The sequence below is a fragment of the Escherichia sp. WS338 genome (assembly GCF_046486405.1).
Taxonomy (GTDB): Bacteria; Pseudomonadota; Gammaproteobacteria; order Enterobacterales; family Enterobacteriaceae; genus Escherichia; species Escherichia coli.
The window spans coordinates 192,839-211,309 of record NZ_JBJQLL010000007.1; the positions used below are offsets into that span (position 1 = coordinate 192,839).

The window sequence follows — 18,471 nt, forward strand, 5'->3', positions numbered from 1 at the left end:
TGTTAACCCTCTGGAGCGTTTTGTGTCGTCGTTGCCCGTTGCTGCCGTCTTACCTGAGTTACTTGCTGCTCTCGATTGTGCATCGCAGGTGTTATTAAGTGCGCCGACCGGGGCCGGGAAATCAACCTGGCTGCCGCTGCAACTGCTGGCGCATCCCGGCATTAACGGGAAAATTATCCTGCTGGAGCCGCGTCGTTTGGCGGCGCGTAACGTTGCGCAACGACTGGCAGAGCTGCTTAACGAAAAGCCAGGCGATACCGTTGGCTACCGGATGCGTGCGCAAAACTGCGTCGGGCCGAATACCCGCCTGGAAGTGGTTACCGAAGGCGTGCTGACGCGCATGATCCAGCGTGACCCGGAACTGAGCGGTGTTGGATTGGTGATCCTCGATGAGTTTCATGAGCGCAGCTTGCAGGCGGATTTGGCGTTGGCGCTGTTACTCGATGTGCAACAAGGTCTGCGTGATGACCTTAAACTGCTGATTATGTCGGCTACGCTGGACAACGACAGCTTGCAGCAAATGCTGCCAGAAGCGCCCGTCATCATCTCAGAAGGGCGCTCGTTTCCGGTTGAACGCCGTTATTTACCACTGCCCACGCATCAGCGTTTTGACGAAGCCGTTGCGGTAGCCACCGCCGAAATACTGCGTCAGGAAAGCGGATCATTACTGTTATTTTTACCTGGCGTCGGAGAAATTCAGCGTGTGCAGGAACAACTGGCTTCGCGCATCGGCAGTGATGTGTTGCTCTGCCCGCTGTATGGCGCGTTGTCGCTGAACGCTCAGCGAAAAGCGATCCTCCCGGCACCGCAAGGGATGCGCAAAGTGGTGCTGGCGACCAATATTGCTGAAACCAGTTTAACCATTGAAGGTATTCGTCTGGTGGTGGATTGTGCCCAGGAGCGTGTGGCGCGTTTTGATCCGCGCACGGGGCTTACGCGACTGATTACTCAACGCGTTAGCCAGGCATCCATGACGCAGCGTGCCGGGCGCGCCGGTCGTCTGGAGCCGGGTATCTGCCTGCATTTAATCGCCAAAGAACAAGCAGAACGCGCTGCGGCGCAAAGTGAACCGGAAATATTACAAAGCGATCTTTCCGGTTTGCTGATGGAATTACTGCAATGGGGATGCAGCGATACGGCGCAGATGAGCTGGCTGGATCAACCGCCAGCAGTGAATTTACAGGCCGCGAAACGCCTGTTACGGATGCTGGGGGGGCTGGATGGCGAACGGCTAAGCGCGCAAGGGCAAAAAATGGCGGCGCTGGGTAACGATCCGCGTTTAGCGGCAATGCTGGTGAGCGCGAAGAGCGACGACGAAGCTGCTACCGCGGCAAAAATTGCCGCCATTCTCGAAGAGCCGCCACGGATGGGCAATAGTGACCTGGGCGTGGCGTTTTCGCGCAATCAACCAGCCTGGCAGCAACGTAGTCAGCAACTGTTAAAACGCTTAAACGTACGCGGCGGTGAGGCAGACAGTTCGCTTATCGCGCCGCTACTTGCCGGGGCGTTTGCCGATCGCATTGCTCGCCGCCGTGGGCAAGATGGACGCTATCAACTGGCAAACGGCATGGGAGCGATGCTCGATGCCGACGACGCGCTAAGTCGCCACGAATGGTTGATCGCACCGTTATTATTGCAGGGCAGCGCCTCGCCGGATGCGCGGATTTTACTGGCGCTACCGGTCGATATTGATGAATTAGTACAACGCTGTCCGCAGCTGGTGCAGCAATCTGACACCGTGGAATGGGATGACGCGCAAGGTACGCTGAAAGCCTGGCGTCGGCTGCAAATCGGTCAGTTGACGGTGAAAGTGCAGCCACTGGCGAAACCGTCAGAAGACGAGTTGCATCAGGCGATGCTTAACGGCATCCGCGATAAAGGTTTAAGCGTGCTCAACTGGACGGCGGAAGCGGAACAGCTACGCTTGCGTTTGTTATGCGCCGCAAAGTGGTTGCCGGAATATGACTGGCCAGCGGTTGATGATGAAAGTTTATTGGCGGCGCTGGAAACGTGGCTGCTGCCACATATGACTGGCGTACATTCACTACGCGGCCTGAAATCACTCGACATTTATCAGGCACTACGCGGATTACTTGATTGGGGAATGCAGCAACGTCTGGATAGTGAATTGCCTGCGCATTACACTGTGCCGACGGGAAGCCGGATCGCCATTCGTTATCATGAAGATAATCCGCCCGCGCTGGCGGTGAGAATGCAGGAGATGTTTGGTGAGGCCACCAATCCGACGATCGCTCAGGGGCGCGTGCCGCTGGTGCTGGAGTTGCTTTCCCCTGCCCAAAGGCCGCTGCAAATCACGCGTGATTTGGGGGCCTTCTGGAAAGGAGCGTACCGTGAGGTGCAAAAAGAGATGAAAGGGCGTTATCCCAAACATGTCTGGCCGGACGACCCGGCAAACACAGCACCAACGCGACGAACGAAAAAGTATTCGTGAAGATCAAAGTAAATTTGAGAGATATCTTCTTCTGTCTTGCAACAGAAGAACAGAAAATCGGGCTTTTGCGCCTGAATATTGCGGAGAAAAAGCATGGCCGGGAATGACCGCGAGCCAATTGGACGCAAAGGGAAACCGACGCGTCCGGTCAAACAAAAGGTAAGCCGTCGTCGTTACGAAGATGACGATGATTACGACGATTATGATGACTATGAGGATGAAGAACCGATGCCGCGCAAAGGTAAGGGCAAAGGCAAAGGGCGTAAGCCTCGTGGCAAACGCGGCTGGCTATGGCTGCTGCTAAAACTGGCTATCGTTTTTGCCGTGCTGATCGCCATTTACGGCGTTTATCTCGATCAAAAAATTCGCAGCCGTATTGATGGTAAGGTCTGGCAACTGCCCGCGGCAGTTTATGGCCGGATGGTCAACCTTGAGCCAGACATGACCATCAGCAAGAACGAGATGGTGAAGCTGCTGGAGGCGACCCAGTATCGTCAGGTGTCGAAAATGACCCGTCCTGGCGAATTTACCGTGCAGGCCAACAGCATTGAGATGATCCGCCGTCCGTTTGATTTCCCGGACAGTAAAGAAGGGCAGGTGCGTGCACGTCTGACCTTTGATGGCGATCATCTGGCGACGATCGTCAATATGGAGAACAACCGTCAGTTTGGTTTCTTCCGTCTTGATCCGCGCCTGATCACCATGATCTCCTCGCCAAACGGTGAGCAACGTCTGTTTGTGCCGCGCAGTGGTTTCCCTGATTTGCTGGTGGATACTTTGCTGGCGACAGAAGACCGTCATTTTTACGAGCATGATGGGATCAGTCTCTACTCCATCGGACGTGCGGTGCTGGCAAACCTGACCGCCGGACGCACGGTGCAGGGTGCGAGTACGCTGACGCAACAGCTGGTGAAAAACCTGTTCCTCTCCAGCGAGCGCTCTTACTGGCGTAAAGCGAACGAAGCTTACATGGCGCTGATCATGGACGCGCGTTACAGCAAAGACCGTATTCTTGAGCTGTATATGAACGAGGTGTATCTCGGTCAGAGCGGCGATAACGAAATCCGCGGCTTCCCGCTGGCGAGCTTGTATTACTTTGGTCGCCCGGTAGAAGAGCTAAGCCTCGATCAGCAGGCGCTGTTAGTCGGTATGGTGAAAGGGGCGTCCATCTACAACCCGTGGCGTAACCCGAAACTGGCGCTGGAGCGACGTAATCTGGTGCTGCGTCTGCTGCAACAGCAACAGATTATTGATCAAGAACTCTATGACATGTTGAGTGCACGTCCGCTGGGTGTTCAGCCGCGCGGTGGGGTGATCTCTCCTCAGCCAGCCTTTATGCAACTGGTGCGTCAGGAGTTGCAGGCAAAACTGGGCGATAAGGTAAAAGATCTCTCCGGCGTGAAGATCTTCACTACCTTTGACTCGGTGGCCCAGGACGCGGCAGAAAAAGCCGCCGTGGAAGGCATTCCGGCACTGAAGAAACAGCGTAAGCTGAGCGATCTTGAAACCGCGATTGTGGTCGTCGACCGCTTTAGTGGTGAAGTTCGTGCGATGGTTGGTGGTTCTGAGCCGCAGTTTGCGGGCTACAACCGTGCGATGCAGGCGCGTCGTTCGATTGGTTCCCTTGCAAAACCAGCGACTTATCTGACGGCCTTAAGCCAGCCGAAAATCTATCGCCTGAACACGTGGATTGCGGATGCGCCAATCGCGCTACGTCAGCCGAATGGCCAGGTCTGGTCACCGCAGAACGATGACCGTCGTTATAGCGAAAGCGGCAGAGTGATGCTGGTGGATGCGTTGACCCGTTCGATGAACGTGCCGACGGTGAATCTGGGGATGGCGCTGGGGCTGCCTGCGGTTACGGAGACCTGGATTAAACTGGGCGTACCGAAAGATCAGCTGCATCCGGTTCCGGCGATGCTGCTGGGGGCGTTGAACTTAACGCCAATCGAAGTGGCGCAGGCATTCCAGACTATCGCCAGCGGCGGTAACCGTGCACCGCTTTCTGCGCTGCGTTCGGTAATTGCGGAAGATGGCAAAGTGCTGTATCAGAGCTTCCCGCAGGCGGAACGCGCTGTTCCGGCGCAGGCGGCGTATCTGACACTATGGACCATGCAGCAGGTGGTACAACGTGGTACGGGGCGTCAGCTTGGGGCGAAATACCCGAACCTGCATCTGGCAGGGAAAACAGGGACTACCAACAATAACGTAGATACCTGGTTTGCGGGCATTGACGGCAGTACGGTGACCATCACCTGGGTAGGCCGTGATAACAACCAACCGACCAAATTGTATGGAGCCAGCGGGGCAATGTCGATTTATCAGCGTTATCTGGCTAACCAGACGCCAACACCGCTGAATCTTGTTCCGCCAGAAGATATTGCAGATATGGGCGTGGACTACGACGGCAACTTTGTTTGCAGCGGTGGCATGCGTGTCTTGCCGGTCTGGACCAGCGATCCGCAATCGCTGTGCCAGCAGAGTGAGATGCAGCAGCAGCCGTCAGGCAATCCGTTTGATCAGTCTTCTCAGCCGCAGCAACAGCCGCAACAGCAACCTGCTCAGCAAGAGCAGAAAGACAGCGACGGTGTAGCCGGTTGGATCAAGGATATGTTTGGTAGTAATTAACGTCTAAGCGTGACATACCGGATGGCGAGTAGCCATCCGGTAAAATAACATCCCACCCAAAGTATTAACCCTTTCTTTTCATCTGGTTGTTTATTAACCCTTCAGGAATGCGCATATTGCGTACTGCTTGCGAACCCGCCAGCGTTTCGAATATTATCTCATCTTTATAATAATCATTCTCGTTTACGTTATCATTCACTTTACATCAGAGATATACCAATGGCGCGTTCCAAAACTGCTCAGCCAAAACACTCACTGCGTAAAATCGCAGTTGTAGTAGCCACAGCGGTTAGCGGCATGTCTGTTTATGCACAGGCAGCGGTTGAACCGAAAGAAGACACTATCACCGTTACCGCTGCACCTGCGCCGCAAGAAAGCGCATGGGGGCCTGCTGCAACTATTGCGGCGAAGCACTCTGCTACTGCGACTAAAACGGATACACCAATTGAAAAAACGCCGCAGTCTATTTCGGTTGTGACAAATGAAGAGATACAGATGCATCAATTTCAGTCTGTAAAAGAAGCATTAGGTTATACACCTGGCGTTACGGTTAGCAGTCGTGGTGCTTCTAATACATATGATTTTGTTATCATTCGTGGTTTCTCATCTGTTGGTCTGAATCAAAATAACTACCTTGATGGACTAAAACTTCAGGGCAACTTTTATAACGATGCTGTGATTGATCCTTACATGCTCGAGAGGGTTGAACTGATGCGCGGGCCGACGTCTGTTCTCTATGGGAAAAGTAATCCTGGTGGGATTATTTCTATGGTGAGTAAGCGTCCGACAACTGAACCCCTGAAAGAAATTCAGTTTAAAATGGGGACGGATAATCTGTTTCAGACCGGATTCGATTTCAGTGATGCGCTGGATGATAACGGTGAGTTCTCCTACCGTTTGACTGGCCTCGCACGCTCAACAAACGAACAGCAGAAAAACTCTGAATCTCAGCGTTATACCATTGCTCCATCATTCTCATGGCGTCCAGACGACAAAACCAATTTTACTTTCCTGTCCTATTTTCAGAACGAACCAGAAACGGGTTATTACGGTTGGTTGCCGAAAGAGGGGACCGTTGAGCCATTGCCTAATGGTAAGCGTCTACCGACTGACTTCAATGAAGGTGCATCGAATAATACATACTCCCGTAACCAGAAAATGGTGGGATATAGTTTTGAACATGGTTTTAATGACACCTTCACCGTGCGTCAGAATCTGCGTTTCAGTGAAATGAAAACCTCACAGAAAAGTGTTTATGGCACAGGGATTGCCAGCGATGGTCATACCCTAAACCGCGGGACAGTGGTGGATAATGAGCGTCTGCAAAACTTTAGCGTTGATACCCAACTTGAAAGTAAATTTGCTACAGGTGAAGTCGAGCATACTTTGCTGACAGGGGTAGACTTCATGCGTATGCGCAATGATATCAATGCCAGCTTTGGATCTGCACCATCCATCGATCTTTATAACAAATATCATCCTGAATACTTTGCATTTGGTAACGCAGAGCCATACCAAATGAATGAAAGCAAACAAACAGGTATTTATGTTCAGGATCAGGCGGAATGGAATAAATGGGTATTCACTCTGGGGGGACGCTACGATTGGTCTAAGCAAGCGACCACTGTTCGTGAAAACTCTTATACGCCGACTGAAGGTTATATTGAGCGTAATGATCATCAGTTCACCTGGCGCGGTGGTGTAAACTACTTATTCGATAATGGTATTTCACCTTACTTTAGTTATAGCCAGTCCTTTGAACCGAGTGCTTTCGATCTGTGGAGCAACCCGCGCGTTTCCTATAAGCCATCGAAAGGTGAACAGTATGAAGCTGGCGTAAAATATGTTCCGAATGATATGCCGGTCGTTGTTACGGGCGCAGTCTATCAATTGACGAAAACAAATAACCTGACAGCAGACCCAACAAACCCGTTAGCGCAAGTCCCAGCAGGTGAGATTCGCGCTCGTGGTGTGGAACTTGAAGCAAAAGCGGCGTTAAATGCCAATATTAACTTGACGGCTTCTTATACCTACACAGATGCGGAATACACCAAAGACACCAATCTCAAAGGTAAAACTCCAGAACAAGTACCGGAGCATATGGCATCTCTCTGGGGGGATTATACCTTCAATGAAGGGCCGCTTTCTGGTTTAACATTGGGAACAGGTGGTCGTTTTATTGGTTCCAGCTATGGTGATCCGGCGAACACTTTTAAAGTGGGTAGCGCAGCTGTAATGGATGCTGTTGTAAAATATGATCTGGCACGCTTTGGTATGGCGGGATCCAGCCTTGCTGTGAACGTCAACAATTTGCTCGATCGTGAGTATGTTGCCAGTTGCTTCCAGACCTATGGCTGCTTCTGGGGCGCAGAACGTCAGGTCGTTGCAACCGCAACCTTCCGTTTCTAATTTTTTCTTTGGGGCACGGATTTCCGTGCCCGCTTCACAAGTTGGCTGTTATGCAGGAATACACGAATCATTCCGATACCACTTTTGCACTGCGTAATATCTCCTTTCGTGTGCCAGGGCGCACGCTTTTGCATCCGCTGTCGTTAACCTTTCCTGCCGGGAAAGTGACTGGTTTGATTGGTCACAACGGTTCTGGTAAATCCACTCTGCTCAAAATGCTTGGCCGTCATCAGCCACCGTCGGAAGGCGAAATTCTTCTTGATGCCCAGCCGCTGGAAAGCTGGAGCAGCAAAGCGTTCGCCCGCAAAGTGGCTTATTTGCCGCAGCAGCTTCCTCCGGCAGAAGGGATGACCGTGCGTGAACTGGTGGCGATTGGTCGTTACCCGTGGCATGGCGCACTGGGGCGCTTTGGTGCGGCAGATCGCGAAAAGGTCGAAGAGGCGATTTCGCTGGTTGGCTTAAAACCGCTGGCGCATCGGCTGGTCGATAGTCTCTCTGGCGGCGAACGTCAGCGGGCGTGGATCGCTATGCTGGTGGCGCAGGATAGCCGTTGTCTGTTGCTCGACGAACCGACCTCGGCGCTGGATATCGCCCACCAGGTTGATGTGCTGGCGCTGGTGCATCGTTTAAGTCAGGAACGTGGTCTGACGGTCATTGCCGTGCTGCACGATATTAATATGGCTGCGCGCTACTGTGATTATCTGGTCGCCCTGCGCGGTGGTGAAATGATTGCTCAGGGAACGCCTGCGGAAATTATGCGCGGCGAAACCCTCGAAATGATTTATGGCATCCCGATGGGTATTCTGCCGCATCCGGCGGGTGCTGCACCTGTGAGTTTTGTTTATTGATGAGCGGCTTACCTCTTATTTCGCGCCGCCGACTGTTAACGGCGATGGCGCTTTCTCCGTTGTTATGGCAGATGAATACCGCCCACGCGGCGATTATTGATCCCAATCGTATTGTGGCGCTGGAGTGGTTGCCGGTGGAATTACTGCTGGCGCTCGGCATCGTGCCTTACGGCGTGGCGGACACCATCAACTATCGCCTGTGGGTCAGCGAACCGCCATTGCCGGACTCAGTGATTGACGTTGGTTTGCGTACAGAACCCAACCTTGAACTGCTGACCGAAATGAAACCGTCGTTTATGATCTGGTCGGCAGGATATGGCCCTTCACCAGAAATGCTGGCACGTATTGCGCCGGGGCGCGGATTTAACTTCAGCGACGGCAAACAGCCACTGGCGATGGCGCGTAAATCACTGACGGAAATGGCAGATTTACTTAACCTGCAAAGCGCAGCAGAAACGCATTTAGCGCACTATGAAGACTTTATCCGCAGCATGAAACCCCGCTTTGTGAAGCGTGGTGCGCGCCCGTTATTGCTGACGACGCTTATCGATCCGCGCCATATGTTGGTCTTCGGTCCAAACAGCTTGTTCCAGGAAATTCTCGATGAGTACGGCATCCCAAATGCCTGGCAAGGGGAAACCAACTTCTGGGGCAGTACCGCCGTCAGTATCGATCGTCTGGCAGCGTATAAAGACGTTGATGTGCTCTGTTTTGATCACGACAACAGCAAAGACATGGATGCGCTAATGGCAACCCCGCTGTGGCAGGCCATGCCGTTTGTCCGCGCCGGACGCTTTCAGCGCGTTCCGGCGGTCTGGTTCTATGGTGCGACGCTTTCTGCAATGCACTTTGTGCGTATTCTGGATAACGCCATCGGAGGTAAAGCGTGAGTAAACGAATTGCGCTTTTTCCTGCGTTATTGCTGGCGCTGTTAGTGATTGTCGCTACGGCACTGACCTGGATGAACTTCTCGCAGGCGCTGCCGCGTAGCCAGTGGGCGCAGGCCGCCTGGTCGCCGGATATTGACGTCATCGAGCAGATGATTTTTCACTACAGCTTGTTGCCGCGTCTGGCGATTTCTCTACTGGTAGGCGCGGGCCTGGGGCTGGTGGGCGTGCTGTTTCAGCAAGTGCTGCGTAACCCGCTGGCGGAACCGACGACGTTGGGTGTTGCAACAGGCGCGCAACTGGGGATTACCGTCACCACGCTCTGGGCGATCCCAGGTGCTATGGCGAGCCAGTTTGCTGCGCTGGCAGGGGCTTGCGTTGTTGGCTTAATTGTCTTTGGCGTCGCGTGGGGGAAACGGCTTTCGCCGGTAACGCTGATCCTCGCGGGGCTGGTAGTGAGCCTTTATTGTGGGGCAATCAATCAGTTACTGGTTATCTTCCATCATGACCAGTTGCAAAGCATGTTCCTGTGGAGCACCGGAACGCTGACGCAAACCGACTGGGGCGGCGTTGAGCGTTTATGGCCGCAGCTGCTGGGCGGCGTGATGCTGACGTTATTGCTACTTCGCCCGTTAACCCTGATGGGGCTTGATGATGGCGTGGCGCGCAATCTCGGTCTGGCCTTGTCGCTGGCGCGTCTGGCGGCGCTGTCGCTGGCGATAGTCATCAGTGCGCTGCTGGTGAATGCAGTGGGGATTATCGGCTTTATCGGGTTGTTCGCGCCGCTGCTGGCAAAAATGCTGGGGGCGCGGCGTCTGCTGCCACGGTTAATGCTGGCGTCGCTGATTGGTGCGTTAATTCTGTGGCTTTCTGATCAAATCATCCTCTGGCTGACTCGCGTGTGGATGGAAGTTTCCACCGGTTCGGTCACTGCGTTGATCGGTGCGCCGCTGCTACTGTGGCTGCTGCCGCGTTTACGCAGCATTAGCGCGCCGGATATGAAGGTCAACGATCGTGTCGCGGCTGAACGCCAACATGTGCTGGCGTTTGCCCTCGCGGGCGGCGTGCTGCTGTTGATGGCTGTGGTGGTAGCGCTGTCGTTTGGTCGTGATGCGCACGGCTGGACGTGGGCTAGCGGGGCGTTGCTCGAGGATTTGATGCCCTGGCGCTGGCCGCGAATTATGGCGGCGCTGTTTGCGGGCGTCATGCTGGCGGTGGCGGGCTGTATTATTCAGCGACTGACCGGCAACCCGATGGCAAGCCCGGAAGTGCTGGGGATTAGCTCCGGCGCGGCGTTTGGCGTGGTGTTAATGCTGTTTCTGGTGCCGGGTAATGCCTTTGGCTGGCTGTTACCCGCGGGTAGTCTCGGGGCGGCGGTGACGCTGTTGATCATTATGATCGCCGCCGGACGCGGTGGATTTTCTCCACACCGCATGTTACTGGCGGGGATGGCGTTAAGTACCGCGTTCACCATGCTTTTGATGATGTTGCAGGCAAGTGGTGACCCGCGAATGGCGCAAGTTCTGACCTGGATTTCCGGTTCGACCTACAACGCGACCGATGCGCAGGTCTGGCGCACGGGAATTGTGATGGTAATTTTGCTGGCGATTACCCCGCTGTGCCGCCGCTGGCTGACCATTTTACCGCTGGGAGGTGATACCGCACGAGCCGTGGGAATGGCGCTGACGCCGACGCGAATTGCGCTGCTGCTATTAGCGGCTTGCCTGACGGCGACCGCGACGATGACTATTGGACCGTTGAGTTTTGTTGGTTTAATGGCACCGCATATTGCGCGGATGATGGGTTTTCGACGGACGATGCCACACATCGTAATTTCGGCGCTGGTGGGTGGTTTACTGCTGGTGTTCGCTGACTGGTGTGGGCGGATGGTATTGTTTCCATTCCAGATCCCGGCGGGGCTGCTGTCAACCTTTATCGGCGCGCCATATTTTATCTATTTGTTGAGAAAGCAGAGCCGTTAATAGAATGCCTCGCCCGGTGGGCGAGGCAAAATCATCACAACTTCGCAAACACCCGACGTGCAGCATCGATGGTGTTATTGATATCTTCCATGCTGTGCGCCACAGACATAAAGCCCGCTTCAAACGCTGACGGTGCCAGATAAACACCTTCGTCCAGCATCATATGGAAGAAACGCTTAAAACGTTCCACGTCACAGGCCATCACATCCTGATAGCACGTCACGGACTCGGCGTCGGTAAAGAAAATACCGAACATGCCGCCAACGTGGTTTACCACCAGCGGAATTCCGGCTTCTTCTGCCGCTTCCCGCAGACCTTCTGCCAGACGTGTTGTCAGCTCATCCAGCGTCTCGTGAACGCCCGGCTGTGCGACTTCATTCAGACAGGCGAAACCAGCAGCCATCGCAATCGGGTTACCGGAAAGCGTACCCGCCTGATAGACCGGACCGGTCGGGGCCAGCGCATCCATTACATCACGACGACCACCGAATGCGCCTACCGGCATTCCACCGCCGATGATTTTGCCGAGGCAGGTGAGATCCGGTTCCACACCGTAATAATCCTGTGCGCCAGCTAGCGCTACGCGGAAACCGGTCATCACTTCATCGATGATCAGCAACGCGCCAAATTCGTCGCACAGCGCGCGCAGACCTGGCAGGAACTCTGGCAGCGGTGGAACGCAGTTCATATTGCCTGCCACCGGCTCGACGATAATACAGGCAATCTCTTGCGGGTATTGCTCAAACGCGGCGCGTACAGAGGCCAGATCGTTATAAGTACAGGTTAAGGTATGTTTGGCGAAATCTGCCGGAACGCCCGGCGAATTTGGCTGGCCTAACGTGAGTGCGCCAGAACCGGCTTTCACCAGCAGGCAGTCAGCGTGACCGTGGTAACAACCTTCAAATTTAATAATTTTGTCGCGACCGGTAAAACCACGGGCCAGGCGGATGGCGCTCATCGTCGCTTCAGTGCCGGAGTTCACCATGCGCACCATATCCATGGTCGGGACCAGTTCGGTCACCAGTTGCGCCATTTTCACTTCCATTTCGGTTGGTGCACCAAAGCTTAAACCACGCTCGGCGGCTTCAATCACGGCATTGCGGATCGCCGGATGGTTATGGCCCAGCACCATCGGCCCCCAGGAACCGACATAATCGATATAGGCTTTGCCATCAACATCGTACAGATAAGCGCCGTCCGCTTTTTCGATAAACAGTGGAGTGCCGCCCACGCCAGTAAAGGCGCGAACAGGGGAGTTCACACCGCCAGGGATCAGCTCGCGCGCTGCGCTGTAAAGATTTTCAGACTTACTCATGGAGGGTTCCTGATTCGTAGAAAAAGTGAATGGCTGCTATTCTATGTTATTCATAACAAGTTAAATACTCGTCAAACATCAGGCTGCTTGTACTGGTGCAATCCTGATTTCTTAGAGTATAAAAGTTTTGTGCATTTGAAACATTACGCTTTGCAAAGGATTTTCATGGAACGTGCGAGTAAAATGCCGTCATCTTATTTGTATGACCAATAAGTGATCATTGGATGAAAACTGATACTCCCTCTTTAGAAACACCGCAGGCCGCGCGCCTGCGACGCAGACAACTGATTCGCCAACTTCTTGAGCGCGATAAAACCCCGTTAGCCATTTTGTTTATGGCGGCTGTCGTCGGCACGCTTGTCGGGCTGGCTGCGGTTGCTTTTGACAAAGGTGTCGCCTGGTTGCAGAACCAACGTATGGGGGCACTGGTACATACTGCTGATAATTATCCGCTACTGTTAACCGTCGCTTTTCTCTGTTCGGCGGTGCTGGCGATGTTCGGCTACTTTTTGGTGCGCAAATACGCGCCGGAAGCAGGTGGTTCGGGGATCCCGGAAATTGAAGGGGCGCTGGAAGATCAACGTCCCGTTCGCTGGTGGCGTGTGTTGCCGGTGAAATTCTTTGGCGGGCTGGGAACACTCGGCGGAGGCATGGTGCTGGGCCGCGAAGGGCCAACCGTACAGATCGGCGGCAATATCGGTCGCATGGTGCTTGATATTTTCCGCCTGAAAGGTGATGAAGCGCGCCATACGCTGCTGGCAACCGGTGCTGCGGCGGGGCTGGCTGCGGCCTTTAACGCCCCGCTGGCGGGTATTTTGTTTATTATCGAAGAGATGCGTCCGCAGTTTCGCTATACGTTAATTTCGATTAAAGCGGTATTTATTGGCGTCATTATGTCGACCATTATGTACCGGATTTTTAATCATGAAGTTGCGTTGATTGACGTCGGTAAACTTTCTGACGCGCCGCTTAATACGCTGTGGCTTTATCTGATCCTCGGTATTATTTTTGGCATTTTCGGCCCTATTTTTAATAAATGGGTGCTGGGGATGCAGGATTTGCTGCACCGTGTGCACGGCGGCAATATTACCAAATGGGTACTGATGGGCGGTGCAATTGGCGGTCTGTGTGGATTGCTGGGGTTTGTGGCACCAGCAACGTCGGGCGGCGGTTTTAACCTGATTCCTATCGCTACCGCGGGGAATTTCAGCATGGGAATGCTGGTGTTTATCTTCGTCGCGCGGGTCATTACCACCTTACTCTGCTTCTCTTCCGGCGCGCCGGGCGGTATTTTTGCCCCGATGCTGGCGCTGGGTACTGTGCTGGGAACCGCTTTCGGAATGGTTGCCGTTGAGCTGTTTCCGCAATATCACCTTGAGGCGGGGACATTTGCTATTGCCGGAATGGGGGCATTACTGGCGGCATCTATTCGCGCGCCGTTAACGGGGATCATTCTGGTTCTGGAAATGACCGATAACTACCAGCTCATTTTGCCAATGATTATTACCGGTCTTGGCGCAACACTATTAGCGCAATTTACCGGCGGGAAACCGCTATACTCGGCGATTCTTGCGCGCACGCTGGCGAAACAGGAAGCTGAGCAACTGGCGCGAAGCAAGGCCGCATCAGCCAGCGAGAATACTTGAACGAAATACCAGGGTATTAGATAATGGCGATTATTATTGGGTTAGAATTTGCCCAATTGCCGATGTCGTTTGGAGCAAAATATGAGTGATGACGTAGCACTGCCGCTGGAGTTTACCGACGCAGCAGCCAACAAAGTTAAAAGCCTGATCGCTGACGAAGATAACCCGAATCTGAAATTACGCGTGTATATCACCGGTGGCGGTTGCAGCGGCTTCCAGTATGGTTTCACCTTTGATGATCAGGTGAACGAAGGCGATATGACCATCGAAAAACAGGGCGTTGGCCTGGTGGTTGATCCGATGAGCCTGCAATATCTGGTCGGCGGTTCCGTTGACTATACCGAAGGTCTGGAAGGTTCTCGTTTCATCGTGACCAACCCGAACGCGAAAAGCACCTGCGGTTGCGGTTCTTCCTTTAGCATCTAATCTGTTGTTCATGTGCCGGATAAACTATCCGGCACATCTTCTCTCTTCAACGCCCATTCTCATCCAGCGCAAACGTCGGTAGCTTAAGATGCCAACGAATAGCCGCCAGCCGAATCAATAGCGTCACGACCATGCCCATCATACTGGCTGTTTCCAGTGGTACGTAAAATGTGTAATAAGCCGTAGCGTGGACAATACCGCCGATAATACAGGCTGTTGCGTAGATTTCTGTACGTAAAATCATGGGGATCTCGCGGGCAAGTACATCACGAATGATCCCGCCTCCAACGCCAGTAATGACGCCCATACAAACCGCGATTAACGGACCGGCTTCCGCATTAAAGGCTTTATTCACGCCAATGCCGACAAACACCGCCAGACCAACGGCGTCCAGCACCGGCAACATCCATTTTGGTAAGCGTCTTGGCTGGCGCACCAGCACGATGGTCAGCATGCTGGTGACCATTGCAACGACCAGATCGGTGGGATCTTTCACCCAAAATACCGGGCCGTGATCCAGCGCCATGTCGCGAATTGTTCCGCCGCCTACTGCGGTAACCACGCCCAATACCAGAACACCAAAAGGGTCCATACGCAATTTTCCGGCTAACAAAACGCCAGAGATAGCAAATACCGCTGTGCCGACTATATCCAGCCAATAGACGAGCATTGTTCAATCCCCACTGAGCACCTGAAAAGGTCAGGCATTAATCTACCTGTGAAAGCGCATTACAGAGCTGTTGTGCAGCGAGGATAATACGTGGGCTTGCACGTTCAAACCAGTCACTCGTGAGAGGAATAACGGGAATTTTGAGCTGTTCACCCCAGTATTGTTTGATTTTAGGAATTTGGTCCGGTCCGCCTGTAATGACAATCGCCTGTGGCGCGCGTGCTAACACCTGTTCGCGGCTAACTTGCGGCCAGGGAACCCGGCTGTCTTTAAAGATGTTTTCTCCGCCACAAACTTCGAGTACCTGGTTTTGAATCGACTCTTTTCCACTAGTAAATGGCGGATTAATGCCGAATTGCAGAAAAACACGTTTTTTAGGTTTATCAGCATATTGCGCTTTCAATTGCGCGTACTGGTCCAGCAGGGATTGCGCGGCTTGTTCGGCCTTATCCGGTTGCGGACTCCAGGGGACCAGTTGACGTAACGCATTGGCAATTTGTTCAATGCTTGTCGCATCGACCCACATCACTTTTATTCCCAGAGAAGCCAGCTGGTCAACCTGCCGCTCGGCATTACCTCCACGCCAGGCAATCACCAGATCGGGTTTCAGCGCCACAATGCGTTCCAGATTCATCCCCTGCCAGGTGGAAACCTGCTCAATTTTTTGCGCTTGTGGAGGATAGTCGGAATAGCTGCTGACCCCAACCGGCGTGATCCCGGCGGCAAAGGCAAGTTCAGTGTTGGCGGGAGAAAGCGTGATGACGCGCGGCGCGGCGTTGAGCCACAGCGGCGCGAGAAAAGACAGGGCGACCAGCGCCCTGAACAGTGACTTAGCCATGTGCCAGTTTCTGCACCAGTGACTCAACCATCAGGCTGGACTGTTTAGCGGCAACAGCCAGGAACTCATCGAAGCTAAGATGAGACTGTTGATCGGCCACGTCGGAAATGGCGCGTACGACAACAAACGGGACGTTGAAATTGTGGCAGACATGGGCGATTGCCGTCGCTTCCATCTCTACAGCAATGGCCTGTGGGAAGTTGTGGCGGATTTTCGCCAGACCAACAGAACCATTGATGAAAGCGTCGCCGCTGACAATCAGGCCACGTACAGCGTTTAGATTCAGTTCGGCAATGCAGGCCTCAGCGGCAGCGATCAGTTTATCGTCAGCTTTAAAGCCTGCCGGGCAGCCTGGTAACTGGCCGTATTCATAACCAAATGCCGTGACATCCGCGTCGTGATAACGCGCTTCGTCCGAGACAACGATATCGCCCACTTTCAGTGTTGGTGCCAGGCCACCGGCAGAACCGGTGTTAATAATCACATCTGGCTTGCAGTGTTCCAACAGCAAAGTGGCACCCAGCGCCGCAGCGACTTTACCGATGCCCGATTTCAGAAGCGCAACCTCGGTTCCATTCAGTTGGCCGGTATAGATTTCGCAACCGCCGAGACTGATAGTTTGACGGTTTTCGATTTTGTCACGCAGTAGCGTAACTTCTTCTTCCATTGCACCAATGATGCCGATTTTCATAGATTTACTCGCGATAAGCCCGATTTGAAGGCATAGTTTACCATGCGCTTACGGGGAAGCGTATTTCTCACGCGGGAGAGGACATGGCACAGATTGATTTCCGAAAAAAAATAAACTGGCATCGTCGTTACCGTTCACCGCAGGGCGTTAAAACCGAACATGAGATCCTACGGATCTTCGAGAGCGATCGCGGGCGTATCATCAACTCTCCGGCAATTCGTCGTCTGCAACAAAAAACCCAGGTTTTTCCACTGGAGCGCAATGCCGCCGTGCGCACGCGTCTTACCCACTCGATGGAAGTCCAGCAGGTGGGGCGCTACATCGCCAAAGAAATTTTAAGCCGTCTGAAAGAGCTTAAATTACTGGAAGCATACGGCCTGGATGAACTGACCGGCCCCTTTGAAAGCATTGTTGAGATGTCATGCCTTATGCACGATATCGGCAATCCGCCGTTTGGTCATTTTGGCGAAGCGGCGATAAATGACTGGTTTCGCCAGCGTTTGCACCCGGAAGATGCCGAAAGCCAGCCTCTGACTGACGATCGCTGCAGCGTGGCAGCACTACGTTTACGGGACGGGGAAGAACCGCTTAACGAGCTGCGGCGCAAAATACGTCAGGACTTATGTCATTTTGAGGGGAATGCACAAGGCATTCGTCTGGTGCATACATTGATGCGGATGAATCTCACCTGGGCACAGGTTGGCGGTATTTTAAAATATACTCGTCCGGCGTGGTGGCGTGGTGAAACGCCTGAGACACATCACTATTTAATGAAAAAGCCGGGTTATTATCTTTCTGAGGAAGCCTATATTGCCCGGTTGCGTAAAGAACTTAATTTGGCGCTTTACAGTCGTTTTCCATTAACGTGGATTATGGAAGCTGCCGACGACATCTCCTATTGTGTGGCAGACCTTGAAGATGCGGTAGAGAAAAGAATATTTACCGTTGAGCAGCTTTATCATCATTTGCACGAAGCGTGGGGCCAGCATGAGAAAGGTTCGCTCTATTCGCTGGTGGTTGAAAATGCCTGGGAAAAATCACGCTCAAATAGTTTAAGCCGCAGTACGGAAGATCAGTTTTTTATGTATTTACGGGTAAACACCCTAAATAAACTGGTACCCTACGCGGCACAACGATTTATTGATAATCTGCCTGCGATTTTCGCCGGAACGTTTAATCATGCATTATTGGAAGATGCCAGCGAATGCAGTGATCTTCTAAAGCTATATAAAAATGTCGCTGTAAAACATGTATTTAGCCATCCAGATGTCGAGCAGCTTGAATTGCAGGGCTATCGGGTCATTAGCGGATTATTAGAGATTTATCGCCCTTTATTAAGCCTGTCGTTATCAGACTTTACTGAACTGGTAGAAAAAGAACGGGTGAAACGTTTCCCTATTGAATCGCGCTTATTCAACAAACTCTCGACGCGCCATCGGCTGGCCTATGTCGAGGCTGTCAGTAAATTACCGTCAGATTCTCCTGAGTTTCCGCTATGGGAATATTATTACCGTTGCCGCCTGCTGCAGGATTATATCAGCGGTATGACCGACCTCTATGCGTGGGATGAATACCGACGTCTGATGGCCGTAGAACAATAACCAGGCTTTTGTAAAGACGAACAATAAATTTTTACCTTTTGCAGAAACTTTAGTTCGGAACTTCGCGCTATAAAACGA

The 18,471-nt window shown here is 53.0% G+C and carries 15 protein-coding genes; 11 read left to right on the forward strand and 4 right to left on the reverse strand.

Annotation, left to right across the window (positions count from 1 at the left end; genetic code table 11):
• The first annotated feature begins 22 nt into the window (after window positions 1-22).
• The 6 genes from hrpB to fhuB all read left to right on the forward strand — a co-directional run bounded on the left by hrpB (window position 23) and on the right by fhuB (window position 11,206).
• Window positions 23-2,452 (forward strand): ATP-dependent helicase HrpB, encoded by a 2,430-nt coding sequence (hrpB, locus tag ACJHWT_RS08985; protein ID WP_001317623.1) that lies wholly within the window; start codon window positions 23-25, stop codon window positions 2,450-2,452.
• A 93-nt stretch (window positions 2,453-2,545) separates the two neighbouring features.
• Window positions 2,546-5,080 carry a bifunctional glycosyl transferase/transpeptidase gene (mrcB, locus tag ACJHWT_RS08990; protein ID WP_000918166.1) on the forward strand — a complete coding sequence of 845 codons (2,535 nt, stop codon included), beginning with the start codon at window positions 2,546-2,548 and terminating at the stop codon, window positions 5,078-5,080.
• A gap of 219 nt (window positions 5,081-5,299) precedes the next feature.
• Entirely contained in the window at window positions 5,300-7,489 is a 2,190-nt protein-coding gene (gene fhuA, locus ACJHWT_RS08995; protein ID WP_000124376.1) for a ferrichrome porin FhuA, read from the forward strand.
• Window positions 7,490-7,539: 50 nt separating this feature from the next.
• Window positions 7,540-8,337: a Fe3+-hydroxamate ABC transporter ATP-binding protein FhuC gene (fhuC, locus tag ACJHWT_RS09000; protein ID WP_001158929.1), complete on the forward strand. Its 798-nt coding sequence runs from the start codon at window positions 7,540-7,542 to the stop codon at window positions 8,335-8,337.
• Window positions 8,337-9,227: a Fe(3+)-hydroxamate ABC transporter substrate-binding protein FhuD gene (gene fhuD / locus ACJHWT_RS09005; RefSeq protein WP_001317625.1), complete on the forward strand. Its 891-nt coding sequence runs from the start codon at window positions 8,337-8,339 to the stop codon at window positions 9,225-9,227. Before fhuC ends, fhuD begins: the two co-directional genes overlap by 1 nt.
• Window positions 9,224-11,206, forward strand: a complete 1,983-nt coding sequence (fhuB, locus tag ACJHWT_RS09010) for a Fe(3+)-hydroxamate ABC transporter permease FhuB (RefSeq protein ID WP_000044054.1) — start codon at window positions 9,224-9,226, stop codon at window positions 11,204-11,206. The genes fhuD and fhuB overlap by 4 nt, the downstream gene beginning before the upstream one ends.
• Window positions 11,207-11,240: 34 nt before the next feature.
• Here the strand turns inward: fhuB and hemL are convergent, their stop codons facing one another.
• Window positions 11,241-12,521 (reverse strand): glutamate-1-semialdehyde 2,1-aminomutase, encoded by a 1,281-nt coding sequence (hemL, locus tag ACJHWT_RS09015; RefSeq protein WP_000045295.1) that lies wholly within the window; start codon window positions 12,519-12,521, stop codon window positions 11,241-11,243.
• A 165-nt stretch (window positions 12,522-12,686) separates the two neighbouring features.
• Here hemL and yadX point away from each other — a divergent pair, with 165 nt between their 5' ends.
• Genes yadX through erpA form a run of 4 tightly spaced genes read left to right on the forward strand, consistent with a single transcriptional unit; the run spans window position 12,687 to window position 14,593 of the window.
• On the forward strand, window positions 12,687-12,734 hold the full coding sequence (gene yadX, locus ACJHWT_RS09020) for a protein YadX (RefSeq protein WP_211180485.1): 48 nt from the start codon (window positions 12,687-12,689) through the stop codon (window positions 12,732-12,734).
• Window positions 12,735-12,745: 11 nt separating this feature from the next.
• Complete coding sequence (gene clcA, locus ACJHWT_RS09025; protein WP_000845394.1) at window positions 12,746-14,167, forward strand: H(+)/Cl(-) exchange transporter ClcA; 1,422 nt, start codon at window positions 12,746-12,748, stop codon at window positions 14,165-14,167.
• 23 nt (window positions 14,168-14,190) lie between these two features.
• Entirely contained in the window at window positions 14,191-14,256 is a 66-nt protein-coding gene (yadW, locus tag ACJHWT_RS09030) for a small protein YadW (protein WP_120795373.1), read from the forward strand.
• Window positions 14,249-14,593, forward strand: coding sequence for an iron-sulfur cluster insertion protein ErpA (gene erpA, locus ACJHWT_RS09035; protein WP_001295564.1), 345 nt, complete (start codon window positions 14,249-14,251; stop codon window positions 14,591-14,593). Before yadW ends, erpA begins: the two co-directional genes overlap by 8 nt.
• Window positions 14,594-14,639: 46 nt before the next feature.
• Here the strand turns inward: erpA and ACJHWT_RS09040 are convergent, their stop codons facing one another.
• The 3 genes from ACJHWT_RS09040 to mtnN are packed head-to-tail and all read right to left on the reverse strand — an operon-like array spanning window position 14,640 to window position 16,792.
• On the reverse strand, window positions 14,640-15,263 hold the full coding sequence (locus tag ACJHWT_RS09040) for a TRIC cation channel family protein (RefSeq protein ID WP_000964223.1): 624 nt from the start codon (window positions 15,261-15,263) through the stop codon (window positions 14,640-14,642).
• 37 nt (window positions 15,264-15,300) lie between these two features.
• On the reverse strand, window positions 15,301-16,101 hold the full coding sequence (btuF, locus tag ACJHWT_RS09045) for a vitamin B12 ABC transporter substrate-binding protein BtuF (protein WP_001317626.1): 801 nt from the start codon (window positions 16,099-16,101) through the stop codon (window positions 15,301-15,303).
• Window positions 16,094-16,792, reverse strand: coding sequence for a 5'-methylthioadenosine/S-adenosylhomocysteine nucleosidase (gene mtnN / locus ACJHWT_RS09050; protein ID WP_000689844.1), 699 nt, complete (start codon window positions 16,790-16,792; stop codon window positions 16,094-16,096). The genes btuF and mtnN overlap by 8 nt, the downstream gene beginning before the upstream one ends.
• An 83-nt stretch (window positions 16,793-16,875) precedes the next feature.
• On the opposite strand from mtnN, the gene dgt reads away from it, so the two are divergent.
• Window positions 16,876-18,393: a dGTPase gene (gene dgt, locus ACJHWT_RS09055; protein ID WP_000057076.1), complete on the forward strand. Its 1,518-nt coding sequence runs from the start codon at window positions 16,876-16,878 to the stop codon at window positions 18,391-18,393.
• Window positions 18,394-18,471: the final 78 nt, after the last annotated feature.

Coding starts and splice junctions, on each gene's coding strand:
- mrcB (WP_000918166.1), top strand. CDS start 2,546: ATGGCCGGGAATGACCGCGAGCCAATTGGACGCAAAGGGAAACCGACG.
- fhuA (WP_000124376.1), top strand. CDS start 5,300: ATGGCGCGTTCCAAAACTGCTCAGCCAAAACACTCACTGCGTAAAATC.
- fhuC (WP_001158929.1), top strand. CDS start 7,540: ATGCAGGAATACACGAATCATTCCGATACCACTTTTGCACTGCGTAAT.
- fhuD (WP_001317625.1), top strand. CDS start 8,337: ATGAGCGGCTTACCTCTTATTTCGCGCCGCCGACTGTTAACGGCGATG.
- hemL (WP_000045295.1), bottom strand. CDS start 12,521: ATGAGTAAGTCTGAAAATCTTTACAGCGCAGCGCGCGAGCTGATCCCT.
- clcA (WP_000845394.1), top strand. CDS start 12,746: ATGAAAACTGATACTCCCTCTTTAGAAACACCGCAGGCCGCGCGCCTG.
- erpA (WP_001295564.1), top strand. CDS start 14,249: ATGAGTGATGACGTAGCACTGCCGCTGGAGTTTACCGACGCAGCAGCC.
- ACJHWT_RS09040 (WP_000964223.1), bottom strand. CDS start 15,263: ATGCTCGTCTATTGGCTGGATATAGTCGGCACAGCGGTATTTGCTATC.
- btuF (WP_001317626.1), bottom strand. CDS start 16,101: ATGGCTAAGTCACTGTTCAGGGCGCTGGTCGCCCTGTCTTTTCTCGCG.
- mtnN (WP_000689844.1), bottom strand. CDS start 16,792: ATGAAAATCGGCATCATTGGTGCAATGGAAGAAGAAGTTACGCTACTG.
- dgt (WP_000057076.1), top strand. CDS start 16,876: ATGGCACAGATTGATTTCCGAAAAAAAATAAACTGGCATCGTCGTTAC.